The following is a 17,722-nucleotide window of genomic DNA, read 5'->3' on the forward strand; positions in this document are numbered from 1 at the left end:
ATGACGTTTACCGCAGCTCAACTGCTGGCATTGCTGCCGCTGCTGCTGACTACCGGGGCCATGGTGGCCCTGATGCTGGCCATCGCCTGGAAACGCTGTGATGACACCGCCTTCGCGGTGACCATCACCGGCCTGAACCTAGCGCTCTTCTCCCTGCCCATCGTCATGGCGCAAGGGGACCAGGGGGTCACTCCCCTGCTGCAAGTGGACAGCTATGCCGTCTTCTACATGGGGCTGGTGCTCATCGGCGCCCTGGCAACCTGTACCTTCGGCCGCTCCTGGCTCAAGGGCTATCCGGACAACCGGGAAGAGTTCTACCTGCTGCTGCTGATCGCCACCGCCGGTGGCCTGGTGCTGGCGGGTTCCCGTCATCTGGCATCCCTCTTTATCGGGATCGAGATGCTGACCCTGCCCATGTTCGGCCTGGTGGGCTATGCCTACCGCGAGCGTCACTCCCTGGAGGCCAGCATCAAGTACATGGTGCTCTCCGCCGCCGCCACCGCCTTCCTGTTGTTTGGCATGGCGCTGCTCTACGCCCAGGCGGGGAGCCTCAGCTTCAGCGATCTCGGTCTGACCCTGGCCCAGAGCCCGGCGCACCATCCGCTGTTGATGGGCGGCCTCGGCCTGATGCTGGTCGGCTTTGCCTTCAAGCTCTCCCTGGCTCCCTTCCACCTGTGGACTCCGGACGTGTACGAGGGTGCCCCGGCGCCGGTCGCGACCTTCCTGGCGACCGTCAGCAAGATCGCCGTATTCTGCGTGCTGCTGCGCTTCTATCTGGCGGTACCGGCCACTTCTGACCCCATGATCCACTGGTTGCTGGCGGCCATGGCAGTCATTTCTATCGTCATTGGTAACCTCCTGGCGCTGATCCAGACCAACATCAAGCGGATGATGGGTTACTCCTCCATCTCCCACTTCGGCTACCTGCTGGCGGTGGTGGTGGCGAGCCGCCTCGGCCAGATGCCGGTGGAAGCGGCCGGCGTCTACCTGCTGATGTACCTGTTCACCAGTCTGGGGGCGTTCGGCGTCATCAGCATGATGTCCAGCCCCTACCGCGGCAAGGATGCAGACTCCCTGCACAGCTACCGCGGTCTGTTCTGGCACCGTCCTTACCTGACCGCCGTCATGACGGTGATGATGCTCTCCCTGGCAGGCATCCCCATGACCCTGGGCTTCATCGGCAAGTTCTACCTCATCGGCGTCACCGTCGATGCCAAGCTGTGGTGGCTCTCCGGCGCCATCGTGCTCGGCAGCGCCCTGGGCCTCTACTACTACCTGCGGGTCATGGTCACCCTCTACCTGCGCGAACCCGGCATGCAGCTGCGCGATGCCAGGGCCGACTGGGCCTTCTCCTCCGGTGGCCTGGTGGTACTGCTCTCCGCCATCCTGGTGGTGGCACTGGGTATCTATCCCCAGCCAGTCATCAGCTTGGTACAGGGTTTCCAGAACGTGGTCTTACGCTGACAAGCAGTCAGCCAAACAAAAACCGGCCCCCGTGGCCGGTTTTTTTATGTCCCGATATAGGGTTCTTACCGTGCTCAAGCTAGACAGAGCCGCGCCTCAGTCCCCTTCCCCCCTCACCAACCTCCTCTCCTTGCTTATCAAGCGCGCCTCCCCAAATCTGAATAGATGGGTATTGGACGCTACTGAAGCAATGGGCAAGTGAGGCGCGAAGCAGCGAGGCAGCGAGGCAGCGAGGCAGCGAGGCAGCGAGGCAGGGTGATCCATCCCCTTGCCTGCGCCCATAAAAAAACCGGCCCTGAGGCCGGTTTTTCATTGTTACCGAGATGAACCTGAGATTAACCCAGACGCACGCGGGCGTTGCGGAACATCCGCATCCAGGCGCCATCCTCGCCCCAGTTGTCCGGGTGCCAGGAGTTCGCCACTGTGCGGAACACCCGCTCCGGGTGCGGCATCATGATGGTCGCGCGGCCATCCATTGTGGTGACGGCGCAGATGCCGTCCGGCGAGCCGTTCGGGTTGGCCGGATACTGTTCGGTCACCTGACCGCGGTTGTCCACGAAGCGCAGCCCCACCAGACCACTTTGCTGCAGCGCACTCAGGTGAGCGGCATCACGCACCTCCACACGCCCTTCCCCGTGGGAAACCGCGATGGGCATGCGAGAGCCCTGCATGCCGGCGAAGAAGGCGGACGGCGAGTCCTGCACTTCCACCAGGCTGAAGCGCGCCTCGAAGCGTTCGGAGCGGTTGCGCACGAAGCGTGGCCAGAGCTCGGCCCCCGGGATGAGGTCGCGCAAATTGGACATCATCTGACAGCCGTTGCACACCCCAAGGGACAGAGTATCTCCCCGCGCGAAGAAGCGCTGGAACTGCTCACGGGCCTCGTCGTTGAACAGGATGGACTTGGCCCAGCCCTCGCCCGCCCCCAGCACGTCGCCGTAGGAGAAGCCGCCGCAGGCCACCAGGGTCTGGAATTCCTCCAGCTTGATCCGGCCAGACAGGATGTCGCTCATGTGCACATCGACGGCGGTGAAGCCGGCACGGTCGAACGCCGCCGCCATCTCCACGTGGGAGTTGACCCCCTGCTCGCGCAGCACCGCCAGACGGGGGGAGACCCCGCGGGCGATGTAAGGTGCGGCCACATCCTCGCTCGGATTGAAGCTCAAGGACGCGTGCAGACCCGGATCCGCCGCATCCTGGCGGGCGGCATGCTCGCTATCCGCGCACTCCGGGTTATCCCGCAGGCGCTGCATCTGCCAGCTGGTCTCGCCCCAGGCGGTGCGAAGGGCGGTGCGGCTGGCGCGATAGACCTCGGTGCCTGCCCGCTCCAGGGTGATGAGATCCCCCTCGCGTACCGTGCCCAGCACATGAGAACAAGCCGCCAGGCCGTGACCGGCCAACAGGGTCAACACATCTTCCTTGTCGTCACGACGCACCTGGATGACGGCACCCAGCTCCTCGTTGAACAGGGCCGCCAGCAGGTCGCCACCGATGCGATCGAGCTGGATGTCGAGGCCGCAGTGACCGGCGAAGGCCATCTCCACCAGGCTCACGAACAGGCCTCCGTCGGATCTGTCGTGGTAGGCGATGAGTTTGCGGTCTGCCACCAACGCCTGGATGGCGTTGAAGAAGCCCTTGAGCTGCACCGGGTTGTCGAGATCCGGCGCGCTTTGCCCAAGCTGGCGGTAGACCTGGGCCAGGGCCGAGGCGCCGAGGCGCTGCTTGCCGTTGCCAAGATCAATCAGGATAAGGTCGGTTTCGCCCAAATCGGTGCGCAGCTGCGGAGTGACGGTGTTACGCACATCTTCCACCCGGGCAAAGGCGGTGATCAGCAGGGAGAGCGGCGAGGTGACGCTGCGCTCCTCACCCTCTTGCTGCCAGCGGGTCTTCATGGACATGGAGTCCTTGCCGACCGGAATGGTGATACCAAGGGCCGGACAGAGCTCTTCGCCCACCGCCTTGACCGCTTCATAGAGGCCGGCATCTTCACCCGGGTGACCGGCGGCGGCCATCCAGTTGGCGGAGAGTTTGACCCGCTTGAGGGAACCGATATGAGCCGGCGCCAGGTTGGTCAGGGCCTCGGCCACCGCCATGCGGGCGGAGGCCGCGTGGGAAAGCAGCGCCACCGGGGTGCGCTCGCCCATGGACATGGCCTCACCGTGGTAGCCGTCGTAGGTGGCGGCGGTGACGGCGCAATCGGCCACCGGGATCTGCCAGGGGCCGACCATCTGGTCGCGATTCACCAGACCCGTGACGGTGCGATCGCCTATGGTGATGAGGAAGGACTTCTCCGCCACGGTCGGCAGGCGCAGCACGCGCATCGCCGCCTCGGAGAGGGTGACGCCGTCCAGTTGCAGCGCCTTGCCCTGGGCGGGCAGGCTCTGCACCTCGCGGTGCATCTTGGGTGCCTTGCCGAGCAGCACGTCCAGCGGCAGATCGATGGGCTGGTTGTCAAAATGCGTATCGGACAGCGTGAGATGCTTCTCTTCGGTAGCGGTGCCGATCACCGCATAGGGCGCACGTTCGCGCTCGCACAGGGCCTTGAACAGGGGCAGCTTGTCCTGGGCGACCGCCAGCACGTAACGCTCCTGGGATTCGTTGCACCAGATCTCGAGCGGGCTCATGCCCGGCTCGTCGCTCGCGATGGCGCGCAGGTCGAACTTGCCGCCGCGCTCGCCGTCGTTGACCAGCTCAGGCATGGCGTTGGAGAGGCCACCGGCGCCCACGTCGTGGATGAAGACGATGGGGTTGTCGTCGCCCAGCTGCCAGCAGCGATCGATCACCTCCTGGCAGCGGCGCTCCATCTCGGGGTTGTCCCGCTGCACGGAGGCAAAATCCAGATCCTCGGCGGACTGGCCGGAGGCCATGGAAGATGCCGCGCCGCCGCCCAGGCCGATATTCATGGCCGGGCCACCCAGCACGATCAGGGCCGCCCCCACCGGGATCTCCCCTTTCTGGACGTGTTCGGTGCGGATGTTGCCGATGCCGCCCGCCAGCATGATGGGCTTGTGATAGCCCCGCACCTCGACGCCGTTGTGGCTCGGCACCAGCTCTTCGAAGGTACGGAAGTAGCCGAGGATGGCCGGACGACCAAACTCGTTGTTGAAGGCGGCGCCGCCAAGGGGCCCTTCCTGCATGATGTCAAAAGCGCTGACGATGCGGCTCGGTTTGCCGAAATCCTGCTCCCAGGGCTGCTCGAAGCCGGGGATGCGCAGGTTGGAGACGGAGAAGCCCACCAGGCCCGCCTTGGGTTTGGCGCCACGGCCGGTCGCACCCTCGTCACGAATTTCACCGCCGGAGCCGGTAGCCGCTCCCGGGAAGGGAGAGATGGCGGTCGGGTGGTTGTGAGTCTCCACCTTCATCAGGATGTCGACCCGCTCCTGGTGGTACTGGTACTCACCGCTGGCGGGGCTCGGGAAGAAACGGCCGCCCTCGCTGCCTTCCATCACGGCGGCGTTGTCTTTATAGGCAGACAGGACATGGTCTGGCGTCTGCTCGAAGGTATTTTTGATCATCTTGAACAGCGACTTGGGTTGCTGCTCGCCATCTATGGTCCAGTCGGCGTTGAAGATCTTGTGACGGCAGTGCTCCGAGTTCGCCTGGGCAAACATGTAGAGCTCGATGTCGTTCGGGTTGCGGCCAAGCTTGGTGAAGTTCTCCACCAGATAGTCGATCTCGTCCTCGGCAAGCGCGAGACCCAGGGCGATGTTGGCAGAGGCCAGGGCGGCGCGCCCGCCTCCCAGCACGTCCACCTGGGTGAAGGGCCTTGGCTCGTGGTGGGCAAACAGGGCACTCGCCTCGGTCAGCTCGCCAAACACCACTTCCATCATGCGGTCGTGCAGCAGGGCCGCGACGGCATCGCGCTGCGCCACCGTCAGTTCACCCTTGGGCTGCAGGTAATAGGCAATGCCGCGCTCCAGCCGCTTGACCTGGGTCAGGCCGCAGTTGTGGGCGATGTCGGTTGCTTTGGAAGACCAGGGGGAGATAGTGCCGGGACGGGGGGTGACGAGAAACAGCTGACCGCTGGGGGTGTGTTCTGGGATGGTCGGGCCGTAGCGCAGAAGCTGGCCCAAGGTCGCTCGCTCCGATGGCGACAGTGGGCTCGATAGCTCGGCAAAGTGCACGTATTCGGCATAGACGCTCTCTATCTCTACTCCGCCCTTCGTTGCTATCTGCGCGAAGCTTTGCAGCAGCTTGTGGACACGAAACTCAGACAGTGCAGGGGCACCACGCAAGATTTCCATATACCTTTCTCACCAAGTTTTAGAGTGGGGGGAATTTGAGACGCGCGTATTATAGGGATCAGGCCCACGCCGGACAAACGTTTTTCTCATCTCGCGCGATGTGACTCGCTCCACACTCTCTGGTATAAAGGAGCCTCTTTTTTGACAAATGCCGATTTTTTCAACAAGGGTACTCACCTACTTGCGCTGCATTTTTCGACTGTTCATCGGGATATGGTTGACGCTGGCCCTGGCCGGTTGTGACTTCTACTCCCCCTCCAGCCAGCTGGAGCAGATCCGCCAACGGGGCGAGATCCGGGTTGGCACCCTGTATGGCCCCACCTCCTATTACCAACGAGACGACACAGCTCAGGGGTTCGATTACGAGCTCGCGCAGAACTATGCCGACTGGCTAGGGGTCAAGCTGACCATCATCCCGGCCTACAGCACCGCCGAGCTGGTCGAACTGCTGGAGAAGGGCAAACTCGATCTCGCCGCCGCCGCCATCGTGGTCACACCGGAGCGGCGCAAGCTGTTTCGCTTCGGCCCCGGCTTCTACCAGGTCTCTCCCAAGCTGGTCTATCGCAACGGCTCCCCCAGACCCAAGGATCTCGGGGATCTCAAGGGCTCCATAGTCGTACCCGCCGGCTCCACCGGTGAGGATCTGATGAAGGAGCTCGGCAAGCAATATCCCAACCTCGATTGGAGCATCAACCGGGACGCGGACGTGGAGGAGCTGCTCAAGCAGGTGGCCGACGGCGAGGTGGACTACACAGTCGTTCAGGACACCGTGCTGGCCCGTACCCAGCGCTACTACCCCGAACTCACCGAGGGGATGACGCTCGCCAAGAAGCAGGCCGTGGCTTGGGCCATGAGCAAGCTGCCAGACGACAGCCTGTACGCCAGCATCATCGACTTCTTCGGCCAGCGCTTCATGGATGGCTCCATCGCCAAGCTCGACGAGAAGTACTTCGGCCATGTGCAAAACTTCGACTTCGTCGACACCCGCACCTTCCTGCAGCGGGCCAAGAGCCTGCTGCCCAAATACCAGAACTTGTTCCAGACCCACGCCAAGGACGTCGTCGACTGGCGTCTGCTGGCCGCCATCAGCTATCAGGAGTCCCACTGGGACCCGCAAGCCCGCTCCTATACCGGGGTACGCGGCATGATGATGCTGACAGAACCCACCGCCAAGGCGATGGGGGTCAGTGACAGAACCCACCCGGAGGAGAGCATCAAGGGCGGTGCCCGCTACCTGCAGGAGATGATGGAGAAGGTGCCGGACTCGGTACCGGAGGACGAGAAGGTGTGGTTTGCCCTCACCGCCTACAACATAGGCTACGGCCACATGATGGATGCCCGCCGCCTGACCAAGCAGCTTGGCAAGAATCCCGATGCCTGGAGCGATGTGAAAGAGGTGCTGCCGCTGCTGCAACAGGCCCGCTGGCACCGCAAGGTGCGCTACGGCTACGCCCGCGGTGGCGAGGCGCGCAACTACGTCAACAACGTGCGCCAGTACTACCAGAGCCTGCTCTGGCTCGACAACGAGCAGCAGAAGGCCCAGCGGCGTGAGGCGTTGGATGAGGATGACAGCAGCGAGCCGGCGCCCAGCGCGGAGCGCCCCACCATCATCGCCGAGGTGGTCAAGCAGATCACGGCTCACTGAGTCCGACGGGGTGTGTTTTTCGACCCCGTTCTCTGATACCATCCCACCAGGCCAGTGCCTGTCGATTGGTGCTTATCGCAATATATTCATCAACTTGCGATACCGATAAACAAATGCACCGACAGGCACCATCGACCACGCCAGGATGTTAGCTCCACGGGAGGAGAACAAGATGCGCACACGCAGAAGAGCGATGCTGACCAGAAAAACCAAGTGTGCCTGGAGTCCCAGACGCAAACTCAAGCTCAACGACATGAAGCGCAAGATATGGCGCCGAAACCGCTCCTACAGCTTGCTGATTGCAGAGCACACAGAATAAACCCGGCACATGCCGGGTTTTTTAATGCCTTCTTATGCCTCGACCGGCGTCAGTTCAAACTGGACCGCACGCTTGGAGATGAGGCTGTTGCAGTGATTGCAGAAATAATCCACAGCGCCGCACGCCTTGAGTCGTTCAAGCTCCTGCGCACAGGTCGGGCACAGGGCCCGGATCTGATAGCGGGCCTGGCACTGGGGACAGCTCGTCTCGCGGCTGCGGCTATCGAGCGCGGCGCTGCAGGCCGGGCAAATCAGGGGGTTCATTCTGGACTCCTCACATTTGGGCGGGAAAAGGCAGCATAACCCTCTACCACTCCCCTCTTTACCAGAAAAAACGGCTACCTCAGGCAGCCGTTTTCACTTATTTCTTGGTCTTGTTTCTCGCCTTCAGCAGGCGATCCCGTTGCCGCTCCTGGCTCAGGGTCAGGGTATTCTTCTTGCCCTCGAACGGGTTGACCGACTCCTGGAACTCGACCCGGATCGGGGTACCCATGATCTTCAGGGACTTGCGGAAGTAGTTGATGAGATACCGCTTGTAGGAGTCCGGCAGATCGTTCAACTGGTTGCCGTGAATGACGATGCGCGGCGGGTTGTAACCACCGGCGTGGGCATACTTCAGCTTGACCCGGCGACCGTTCACCATGGGCGGCTGGTGATCTTCCTGGGCCATCTGCATGATGCGGGTCAGCATGGCGGTGCTGGTACGGCGGGTGGCGGACTGGTACGCCTCCTGGATGGATTCAAACAGGTGGCCGACACCGCTGCCGTGCAGGGCGGAGATGAAGTGCACCCGGGCGAAGTCGATGAAGCCCAGACGACGGTCCAGCTCATTCTTCACATCTTCCTTCACCTTCTGATCCAGACCGTCCCACTTGTTGACGACCAGCACCACGGAGCGACCTGAGTTGAGCACGAAGCCCAGTATGCTCAGGTCCTGATCCGTGATGGTCTCGCGGGCGTCGATCACCAGCAGGCAGACGTTGGCATCTTCGATGGCTTTCAGGGTCTTGATGACGGAGAACTTCTCCACCGTCTCGTGCACCTTGCCGCGACGACGCACGCCTGCGGTGTCGATGACCACATACTTCTGCTCGTCACGCTCCATGGGGATATAGACGGAGTCACGGGTGGTGCCCGGCATGTCATAGACGATGACCCTATCTTCCCCCAGCATGCGGTTGGTCAGGGTCGACTTGCCGACGTTGGGACGACCGACGATGGCGAACTTGATGGGCAAGTCGGCGAACGGGGTTTCTTTGGTGTCTTCCTTGGTGTCCAGGTCACCGGCGGCAACCATGCGCAGCAGGGCTTCTTCGTCGAAGTCCTCGTCCAGCTCTTCTTGCGCCTCTTCCTTGCCACCGGCAGCTTCGACCAGTTCTTCCAGATGCGGCGCCAGGGCCAGCTCCAGCAGGCTCAGCACGCCACGGCCGTGGGCGGCCGCCATCTGGAACACTTCACCCAGGGCCAGACCGTAGAACTCGGACACGGCGGAATCACCGTCGATGCCGTCGGTCTTGTTGGCGACCAGGAACACCTTCTTGTGGCTCTTGCGCAGGTGCTCGGCGATGGCCTGATCCGCGGCGGTGAGACCGGCACGGGCATCCACCATAAACAGCACCACATCGGCTTCTTCGATGGCCAGCAGGGATTGCTCGGCCATCTTCAGCTCGATCCCCTCCTCGGTGCCATCGATACCGCCGGTATCGACCACGATAAATTCCAGCTCGCCCAACTTCGCCTGGCCATATTTGCGGTCGCGGGTCAGACCGGGGAAATCGGCAACCAGGGCGTCCCGTGTACGGGTCAGGCGGTTAAACAGGGTGGATTTCCCCACGTTGGGGCGGCCCACCAGGGCTACTACAGGAGTCATAAAAGCCTCATTCTCAAGACGACAAAGGCTCCGGGTCCGAAGACCAGGAGCCGGATATTCACATTGACGGGTGATCAGGGACGCGCGAGGGCGTACAACTTACCACCACGGCTCTGCACATACAGGGTGTCACCGTCCACCAGAGGGGCGGCGTACAGACCACTGCTGTCGAGCTGCTGCATGGCCTTGATGGACCCATCGGTACGATCCAGCCAATACAGGTAACCTTCCACATCGCCCACCACCACATAGTCACCGAAGATGACGGGGGCGGTAACGCTGCGGTTTTCCAGCTGGGTGTTTGACCACAGCTCCAGACCGTTACGACGGTCCACCGCAAACAGGTGGCTGCGACTGTCGGTCAGCACGATGGCATTACCGGTCACCGCGAGATCGCGATAGCCGGAATACTTGCGCTTCCACACCTCGTCGCCTGTCATCAGCTTGCGGGCCATCAACTGACCATTGTAGGCAATGGCATAGAGCTCATCGCCCGCGATGAGGGGTGCGGCGTCCACATCCACCATGCGATCCAGCTCGGTCGCACCGCGGGGATCCGCCACCTTGGACTGGCGCACCGGCTGACCGTTGCTCAGCAGGGCGATGCCCACCTTGCCATCGGCGCGGCCGTACAGCACGGCGCCGTTGGTGATGACGGGAGCCCCGGCACTGCGCAGGGTCAAGGGCGGCTGCTCTTCGGACAGAGTCCACTGCTGCTTGCCCTCGTCGGTATCGAGCGCCACCAGACGGCCCGAGGTGGTCAGTACCACCACGCGGCCATCTTCGACGGCCGGGCTCGCCACCACTTCACCGGGCACATGGGTCTGCCACAGCACTTCCCCATCCGCCTCGTTCAGGGCATAGACGATCCCGTTCTCGGAGCCGAGGAACAGCTTGCCATAGCGAGACACCAGGCCGCCGGAGAGGCGGGCACTGCGCTTGTCGGCATTGACCGGCAAGTCGGCCAGGTCCACGCTCCACAGCACCTTGCCCGTCTTGCGATCGAAGGCGGTGACGTCCCCGTCACGGGCGGCGGCGTAAATGTGATCCTCTTCCACCACAGGTTTGAGCTGGGAGTAGAAGTCACCTATGCCATCGCCAACAGAAGATGACCACTGGGTGTCGGCGCTAAAGGCAGACTCCACCACGGGCAGCGGCGCCATGGGGGTCAAGTCTTCTTCCGAACTGAACAGGGAGCAGCCCTGCAGGGCCAGGGAAACCGCAACCCCCAGCGCCATTCGCTTGTACAGATTACGCATCCGGAGCCTCACCCGTTGTTACGGCTGGCAGCGCCAGATCGTCCATTTTCAGCTTGAGTTCGCTGCTCGCCTGCAGACCGCCGGCATCGGCCGCCGCCTGGTAGGCATCGCGCGCCTCTTCCGGCTTGCCCTGTTTGAGCAGCACGTCGCCACGGGCTTCGGCTACCTGAGCCTTGAACGCCTCGTTGTTGATCTTGCCAAGCTGAGCCAGAGCCTCGTCGGCCTTGCCTTGATCATTCAGCACCCGGGCCAGACGCAGGGCGGCGATGGGACGGATAGCTTCGTCACCGTTGGTCGCGACCTCGGTCAGCTGCTGGGCAGCCAGATCCAGCTGGTTGGCCTTGACCGCAGCAGCAGCCAGTTGCAAGGCAGCCAGCTCGGCATAAGAGTCACCCTTGTGGGCGCTGATGAAGCTCTTGGCCTGCTCCAGCGCGGCAGCATCGCCCTTGGCCAGCTGGGTGGTCATCTCGTTGTAAGCCGCGGAAGCCGTCTCCTGGCTGGTCAGCTGATGTTCGTTGTAATAGCGCCAGCCAAACAGACCGACCAGGCCGATCACAGTCCCTGCAAGTACCGAGGTCCCGTTCTCTTTCCACCAGCTCTTGATGACCTCAACCTGTTGTTCTTCGGTGGTATAAACTTCCACAGCTTACTCTCCTTTAGCTGCCAGCAGGGCGATGGCGGCATCGACCGACACGGTCTGTTGCTCGGCCTGGCCACGCAGATACTTGATGGTGATCTCCCCGCTTTGTACCTCGGTTTCACCGAGAATCAGGGCAATGGCCGCACCGCTCTTGTCGGCACGCTTGAGTTGTTTCTTGAAGTTGCCGCCACCGCAGTGGCTCATCAGGCGCAAGGATGGCAGCGCATCGCGCAGCCGCTCGGCGAGCTGGAAGCCCGCTTGCTCCGTGCCCTCACCCACCATGCACAGGTAGACATCCACCGCCGGACGGATGTCGGCATTGAGCTCCAGGGTTTCGAGCATCAGCACCAGACGCTCCATGCCCATGGCGAAGCCCACCGCCGGGGTCGGTTGACCGCCGAGCTGCTCCACCAGACCATCGTAACGGCCACCGGCGCAGACGGTGCCCTGGGCTCCCAGGCTGCTGGTTACCCACTCGAACACGGTGAGGTTGTAGTAGTCGAGACCACGCACCAGCCGCTCGTTCACCTCGAACTGGATACCGGCGGAGGTCAGCAGCGCCTTGAGCCCTTCGAAGTGAGCCAGGCTCGCTTCTCCCAGGTGATCGAACAGGCGCGGTGCGTTCACCAGAATGGCCTGCACCTTCTCGTCCTTGGAGTCGAGCACCCGCAGCGGGTTGCTGTACATGCGGCGCTGGCTCTCTTCGTCCAGCTCGCTCTTGTACTGCTCCAGATAGGCGATGAGGGCATCGCGGTAGGCGGCGCGCTCTTCGCTCTGACCCAGGGTGTTGAGCTGCAGGGTCACGTGATCGCTGATGCCGAACAGACGCCACAGGCGGTGGGTCAGCATGATGAGCTCGGCGTCGATATCCGGTCCGTTGATGCCAAACAGCTCGACCCCGAACTGATGGAACTGGCGATAGCGGCCCTTCTGGGGACGCTCGTGACGGAACATGGGGCCCATGTACCACATACGGCGTTCCTGGTTATACAGCAAGCCGTGTTCGATACCGGCACGCACGCAGCTGGCGGTGCCTTCGGGACGCAGGCTCAGGCTGTCGCCGTTGCGATCCTCGAAGGTGTACATCTCTTTTTCGACCACATCGGTCACTTCACCGATGGCGCGTTTGAACAGATGAGTCTGTTCGACGATGGGCATGCGCACTTCGCTGTAGCCATAGCTGGCCACGACCTGGCGCAGGATCTGTTCCACTTTCTGCCATACCGGGCTCTGCTCCGGCAGGCAATCATTCATACCGCGAATTGCTTGGATCTGTTTTGCCACGTTGCTACTCGAGAAAAAGACGTGAAATTTGGCCGCATTATAGGGATTTTCGACCCCAAGGTAAAATCAGGGTGCCCGGATGCGGGATTTAAAATCAACTACCTAAAGCTGGGGCCACCCCAGGTGGCCCCGCACTGGTCAAACCCTGATCGGTTCAACCCTTGTCAGTTCAGCTTTTGTCCACCTGGATCTGGTTGGCCGGATCCAGCATGGCCGCCCGAGCGCGAATGCGTCGCTCCAGCACGGGGATGAGATCCTTGTTGCTCAACCGGTCGACCCGCTGGCCACCCTCGTAGAAGGCGCTCTTGTTGGCGGCCCCCGCGAGCCCCAGATCCGAAACCAGGGCCTCACCCGGGCCATTGACCACGCAGCCGATGATGGAGACATCCATCGGGGTGATGATGTCTTCCAGCCGCTCTTCGAGGGCATTGACCGTGCCAATCACGTCGAACTCCTGACGGGAGCAGGAGGGACAGGCGATGAAGTTGATGCCACGGGCGCGGATGCGCAGGGATTTCAGGATATCGAAACCGACCTTCACCTCTTCCACCGGATCGGCGGCGAGCGAGATGCGCAGGGTATCGCCTATGCCTTCGCTCAGCAGCATGCCAAGGCCGATGGCGGACTTGACCGCGCCGGCGCGAAAACCACCCGCTTCCGTGATGCCAAGGTGCAGCGGCTGTTCTATCTGCTTGGCCAGCAGGCGATAGGCGCCGACGGCGAGGAAGACATCGGATGCCTTGACGCTCACCTTGAAATTATCGAAGTTGAGGCGATCCAGGTAATCCACGTGGCGCATGGCCGACTCGAGCAGTGCCTCCGGGGTCGGCTCGCCGTATTTTTCCTGGATGTCCCGCTCCAGCGAGCCACCGTTCACCCCGATGCGGATCGGGATGTTGTAGTGGCGCGCACAGTCGACCACGGCGCGCACCCGCTCCTCGTTGCCTATGTTGCCCGGGTTGATGCGCAGGCAGTCGGCGCCGTACTCGGCCACCTTCAGGGCGATGCGATAGTCAAAATGGATATCGGCGACGATGGGGATATTGGTCTGTTGCTTGATGAGCTTGAAGGCTTCGGCGGCCTCCATGGTCGGCACAGACACCCGGACGATATCGGCCCCGACTCGCTCGATCCGCTGGATCTGCTCGACGGTGGCGGCCACGTCCGTGGTCTTGGTGTTGGTCATGGTCTGCACCGTGATGGGGGCATCGCCCCCAACCGGTACCTTACCGACCATGATCTGCTTGGATTTACGACGAATGATGGGAGATTCGTGAGCGGACATGGCGGACTGATTACTCCTGCGGCAGTGAGAAGCGAGCAGTCCGGCCGTTATTGTAACGGCTCATGTCGAAGGACTTGCCCTTGTATTCGAGATTGACCGCCATGGGGGCGCCAACGATGAATTTGAGTGGCTCGGGTCCTTCCAGCACAAGTACGTCATTTGCCTTCTTCAGACCGCTGAACAGGGTCTTGCCGTTGGCATCCTTGACATCCAGCCAACAGTCCGCGGTAAAGCTCATCTTGAGCTGGGACGCAGTGGCGGGTTCGGTGGCTGTCTCATCCGCCGGCGCCGTCGCGACAGCCGCAGAGGTAGTTGTGCTCACGGCCGCACTGACGTCGGGCTGCACGGGAGCGGTCGCGGCGGCATTACTCACCACCGGCGCGACCTGGCTCACGGCGTCCGTGGTCGCCACGGCATCAGACACGGCGGGCAAGACGGGATCGGTCAGGTCCACGGCCGCAGAGACGGCATTTTCGTCAGGCTGTTCGCCCGTGGTGCCAATCTCGGTCGCCGCCAGGGCCTCTTCACCGGCGGAGCGGCGTTCCGTACTCTGCCACCACCAAGCGATTGAGAGCGCGATCAGCACCAGGATCACCAGCCAGGTCATCACCTTGAGGCGACTGTCATTGGCCTGCTGACGGGAGCGACGGGAGAAGCTCTGCATGTCGATGTTATCGGGGGGAGTCAGTCCCAGCCGCTCGTAAGCCGCCAGTATGGTCTCCTCCGGAATACCCACCAGCTTGGCATAGGCGCGCAGATAGCCGCGTATGAAGGTATGGGAAGTATGTTTGTCATAGGTGTCCGCTTCGATGGCGGCGATCAGGGTCAGACGAAGGTGAATGCGGGACGCAACCTGCTCTCGCGTCCAGCCGAGCTGTTCACGGGCGTTGCGCAGCAGCTGGCCTGGGCCAACTGCCTGGGAGTCGTCTTGAGAATCGTGTGGCTTTTCAGTAGTCATTGGCTAAGTAACGCTTGGCTTGTTGCGAAGTGGGATATTGCCTTACCAGCTCAGTCCCGAATTGGTGTAGTAATGCCGGCTTGTCCATGGCTTGCGCCAGCCGCAGTCGGAGCCAGAGGCTCTCCTCGTTTTCGTCTGCCACCTCGGCAAAACGAACGAGATAAGACTGTGCATCAGGCAGCTTGCCATCTTTCATGGAAAGCTCGGCCATGTCCAGCAATAACCTTGGATTGCGAGGATTATACCCCAAGGCCAGACGATAGTACTCGCCGGCCTTATCATTTCTCTTGTTTTGCATGGCACAGAGCGCCGCATTCTCGTAGGTATCGGCGATCTTGACGTAATCGGGCTGGCTGACCGCCTGCAGGAACGCCTTGTCCGCCTCATCGAAGCGACCGCGGTTACACAGGAAGGCACCATAGTTGTTCATCGCGTCAGCATTGGTCGGATCCATATCCAATGCCTTGCGGTAACTTGTCTCGGCCGCCTTGTAATCTTCCACCTGCTGGTAGAAGTAGGCAAAACCGATATACACCTGAGGATTGCTTGGGTCGTACTGCAGGGCCCGGTCAAGGTTGAACTTGGCCTGTTCGGCATTGCCCTGCCGCAGATATTGAATGCCCAGATCGAGGCGGGTCTGGGCAGCCGCCTTGAGATCGGGTCCCACTTCACGCTGGGTCGAATTCTGGCCAGCGTAAGTGGTCTCGGTAACACAGCCAGGCAGCGCGCTGAGCGCTGCCACTACGATCAATGTACGGATATCCATTTCCTGTCTATACAATGGCTTAGCGAGTTAAACCATTTTGACGGAAATCCCATCCTGTTGCATCCGATTTTTCATGGTGCGTTTGGTGCGATCGATCACCTCCCCCACCAGCTGGCCGCAGGCCGCGTCTATGTCCTCACCCCGGGTCTTGCGCACGATCACGGTGAAGCCATATTCCATCAGCACCTTGGAGAAACGATCGATGCGGCTGTTGCTCGGCTTGCCAAACGGGTTGCCCGGGAAGGGGTTGAACGGGATCAGGTTGATCTTGCAGGGTGTGTCCTTGAGTACCTTGGCCAGCTCATGGGCCTGCTGCATGTCGTCATTGATATGATCGAGCAGCACATACTCCACGGTCACCCGGCCGCCGTTGGCGTTGGATTTCGCGAGATAACGACGCACCCCGGCCAGGAAGGCCTCGATGTTGTACTTGTCGTTGATCGGCATGATCTCGGAGCGCAGCTTGTCATTCGGCGCGTGCAATGAGATGGCCAGGGCCACGTCAATCTGATCCCCCAGCATGTCCAGGGCGGGTACCACACCTGAGGTGGAGAGGGTGACGCGACGCTTGGAGATGCTGAAACCGAAATCATCCATCATCAGCTTCATGGCCGGTACCACGTTGGCCAGGTTGAGCAGCGGCTCGCCCATGCCCATCATCACCACGTTGGTGATGGGACGCTTGCCACCGACGACCTTGGCGGCGCGCCAGACCTGACCGATGATCTCGGAGACCTTCAGGTTACGGTTGAAGCCTTGCTGAGCGGTGGAGCAGAAGGTACATGCCAGGGCGCAGCCCACCTGGGAGGAGACGCACAGGGTCGCGCGGTCCGCTTCCGGGATGTAGACGGTCTCCACTTCCTGATCGCCGACCTGCAGCGCCCACTTGATGGTGCCATCGGAGGAGCGCTGTTCGCGGCTGATCTCCGGGGCGCGGATCTCGGCGATGGTTTTGAGACGCTCACGCAGCGCCTTGTTGACGTTGTTCATCTGATCGAAATCATCACAACCAAAGTGATAGATCCACTTCATTATCTGATCTGCCCGGAATGGCTTCTCGCCCAGTTCGACGAAGAAGGCACGCATGGCATCCCGATCGAGATCCAGCAGGTTGGTTTTTGTTTCGCTCATCAAGGGCCTCAGCTCACACACTTCATAAATTATTGGCTGACCTACGTCAGGGGGCGGCATTGTACAAATAATGGGTCTGCCTTTCCACTCTGGAGAATAAAAGGAGTTAGGCCAAAAGACCAAAAAACAAAAGGGAGCCGAGGCTCCCTTGGTCATCTTGGGGCAAAATCAGCCGCGGGGGCAGATTTCGCCTTCAGAGAAGAAGTAGGCAATTTCGCGGGCGGCAGAAGCCGGGGCGTCGGAGCCGTGCACGGCGTTGCGATCGATGCTCTCGGCGTAGCAGGCACGCAGGGTACCGGCCAGGGCTTCTTTCGGGTTGGTGGCGCCCATGATCTCGCGATGACGGCGAATGGCGTCTTCCCCTTCCAGTACCTGTACCATGACAGGACCTGAGGTCATGAAGCCAACCAGGCCATCATAGAAGGGCTTGCCCTGGTGCTCGGCGTAGAAACCGGCGGCCTGTTCGCTGCTCAGGTGCAGCATCTTGGCGGCAACGATTTTCAGGCCGGCGCTCTCGAAGCGACCATAGATGGCACCGATCAGGTTCTTGCTGACAGCATCCGGCTTGACGATAGAGAAGGTACGTTCGATAGCCATTGAGTTCTTTCCTTAACTACAGAGTTTTATTGTAGGAATCCATGTTCGGCGGCGATTATACGTAAACAAAAACCCAAATAACACACATAAAAGCAACTTTTTATTAAACAAAAGCATCCTTGAAACAACATGGTGACTCATCTTGTCCCATGGCAGCAGGAAAAAACGTGCGCTTGTGCACGATAGCCAGCTTAACCCCCTAAAACTCGCGTTATCGCTCATTTATCCAGCGCAATGGAAAAGGGCACCCTTGGGTGCCCTTGC

13 protein-coding genes are annotated in these 17,722 nt (G+C 61.3%); 2 read left to right on the forward strand and 11 right to left on the reverse strand.

Going from position 1 to position 17,722, the window contains the following annotated elements; genetic code table 11:
* A complete protein-coding gene (nuoN, locus tag CUC44_RS05380; RefSeq protein ID WP_100858955.1) occupies positions 1–1,464 on the forward strand; it encodes an NADH-quinone oxidoreductase subunit NuoN in 1,464 nt (487 codons plus the stop codon).
* Between the two features lie 335 nt (positions 1,465–1,799).
* Here the strand turns inward: nuoN and purL are convergent, their stop codons facing one another.
* Positions 1,800–5,705, reverse strand: coding sequence for a phosphoribosylformylglycinamidine synthase (gene purL / locus CUC44_RS05385; protein WP_100858956.1), 3,906 nt, complete (start codon positions 5,703–5,705; stop codon positions 1,800–1,802).
* Positions 5,706–5,853: 148 nt separating this feature from the next.
* Here purL and mltF point away from each other — a divergent pair, with 148 nt between their 5' ends.
* A complete protein-coding gene (gene mltF / locus CUC44_RS05390; RefSeq protein ID WP_100858957.1) occupies positions 5,854–7,350 on the forward strand; it encodes a membrane-bound lytic murein transglycosylase MltF in 1,497 nt (498 codons plus the stop codon).
* A 351-nt stretch (positions 7,351–7,701) separates the two neighbouring features.
* Here mltF and CUC44_RS05400 read toward each other — a convergent pair whose 3' ends face one another.
* From CUC44_RS05400 to ndk, 10 genes are all read right to left on the reverse strand, one after another.
* A complete protein-coding gene (locus tag CUC44_RS05400; RefSeq protein WP_100858959.1) occupies positions 7,702–7,932 on the reverse strand; it encodes a zinc ribbon domain-containing protein in 231 nt (76 codons plus the stop codon).
* Positions 7,933–8,029: 97 nt separating this feature from the next.
* A complete protein-coding gene (gene der, locus CUC44_RS05405) occupies positions 8,030–9,538 on the reverse strand; it encodes a ribosome biogenesis GTPase Der (protein ID WP_100858960.1) in 1,509 nt (502 codons plus the stop codon).
* A gap of 74 nt (positions 9,539–9,612) precedes the next feature.
* Entirely contained in the window at positions 9,613–10,797 is a 1,185-nt protein-coding gene (bamB, locus tag CUC44_RS05410) for an outer membrane protein assembly factor BamB (RefSeq protein WP_100858961.1), read from the reverse strand.
* Complete coding sequence (locus CUC44_RS05415) at positions 10,790–11,440, reverse strand: YfgM family protein (protein ID WP_100858962.1); 651 nt, start codon at positions 11,438–11,440, stop codon at positions 10,790–10,792. Before CUC44_RS05415 ends, bamB begins: the two co-directional genes overlap by 8 nt.
* 3 nt (positions 11,441–11,443) lie before the next feature.
* A complete protein-coding gene (gene hisS / locus CUC44_RS05420) occupies positions 11,444–12,721 on the reverse strand; it encodes a histidine--tRNA ligase (protein WP_100858963.1) in 1,278 nt (425 codons plus the stop codon).
* 169 nt (positions 12,722–12,890) lie between these two features.
* A complete protein-coding gene (gene ispG / locus CUC44_RS05425) occupies positions 12,891–14,006 on the reverse strand; it encodes a flavodoxin-dependent (E)-4-hydroxy-3-methylbut-2-enyl-diphosphate synthase (RefSeq protein WP_100858964.1) in 1,116 nt (371 codons plus the stop codon).
* Between the two features lie 10 nt (positions 14,007–14,016).
* A complete protein-coding gene (locus CUC44_RS05430) occupies positions 14,017–14,964 on the reverse strand; it encodes a RodZ domain-containing protein (protein WP_100858965.1) in 948 nt (315 codons plus the stop codon).
* The gene (tapF, locus tag CUC44_RS05435) at positions 14,954–15,745 is read right to left on the reverse strand and encodes a PilW family type IVa pilus biogenesis/stability lipoprotein TapF (RefSeq protein WP_100858966.1); all 792 of its coding nucleotides are present in this window, start codon (positions 15,743–15,745) and stop codon (positions 14,954–14,956) included. Before tapF ends, CUC44_RS05430 begins: the two co-directional genes overlap by 11 nt.
* 12 nt (positions 15,746–15,757) lie before the next feature.
* A complete protein-coding gene (gene rlmN / locus CUC44_RS05440) occupies positions 15,758–16,861 on the reverse strand; it encodes a dual-specificity RNA methyltransferase RlmN (protein ID WP_100858967.1) in 1,104 nt (367 codons plus the stop codon).
* Positions 16,862–17,029: 168 nt separating this feature from the next.
* On the reverse strand, positions 17,030–17,458 hold the full coding sequence (gene ndk / locus CUC44_RS05445) for a nucleoside-diphosphate kinase (RefSeq protein WP_050719855.1): 429 nt from the start codon (positions 17,456–17,458) through the stop codon (positions 17,030–17,032).
* Positions 17,459–17,722 lie beyond the last annotated feature (264 nt).

It is taken from the genome of Aeromonas lusitana, from assembly GCF_002812985.1.
In the GTDB taxonomy this organism is placed as follows: domain Bacteria; phylum Pseudomonadota; class Gammaproteobacteria; order Enterobacterales; family Aeromonadaceae; genus Aeromonas; species Aeromonas lusitana.

Bases quoted from the DNA above. Each gene is read 5' to 3' on its own strand.
- nuoN (WP_100858955.1), top strand. From the start codon at position 1: ATGACGTTTACCGCAGCTCAACTGCTGGCATTGCTGCCGCTGCTGCTG.
- purL (WP_100858956.1), bottom strand. From the start codon at position 5,705: ATGGAAATCTTGCGTGGTGCCCCTGCACTGTCTGAGTTTCGTGTCCAC.
- mltF (WP_100858957.1), top strand. From the start codon at position 5,854: ATGCCGATTTTTTCAACAAGGGTACTCACCTACTTGCGCTGCATTTTT.
- CUC44_RS05400 (WP_100858959.1), bottom strand. From the start codon at position 7,932: ATGAACCCCCTGATTTGCCCGGCCTGCAGCGCCGCGCTCGATAGCCGC.
- der (WP_100858960.1), bottom strand. From the start codon at position 9,538: ATGACTCCTGTAGTAGCCCTGGTGGGCCGCCCCAACGTGGGGAAATCC.
- bamB (WP_100858961.1), bottom strand. From the start codon at position 10,797: ATGCGTAATCTGTACAAGCGAATGGCGCTGGGGGTTGCGGTTTCCCTG.
- ispG (WP_100858964.1), bottom strand. From the start codon at position 14,006: ATGTCCGCTCACGAATCTCCCATCATTCGTCGTAAATCCAAGCAGATC.
- CUC44_RS05430 (WP_100858965.1), bottom strand. From the start codon at position 14,964: ATGACTACTGAAAAGCCACACGATTCTCAAGACGACTCCCAGGCAGTT.
- rlmN (WP_100858967.1), bottom strand. From the start codon at position 16,861: ATGAGCGAAACAAAAACCAACCTGCTGGATCTCGATCGGGATGCCATG.
- ndk (WP_050719855.1), bottom strand. From the start codon at position 17,458: ATGGCTATCGAACGTACCTTCTCTATCGTCAAGCCGGATGCTGTCAGC.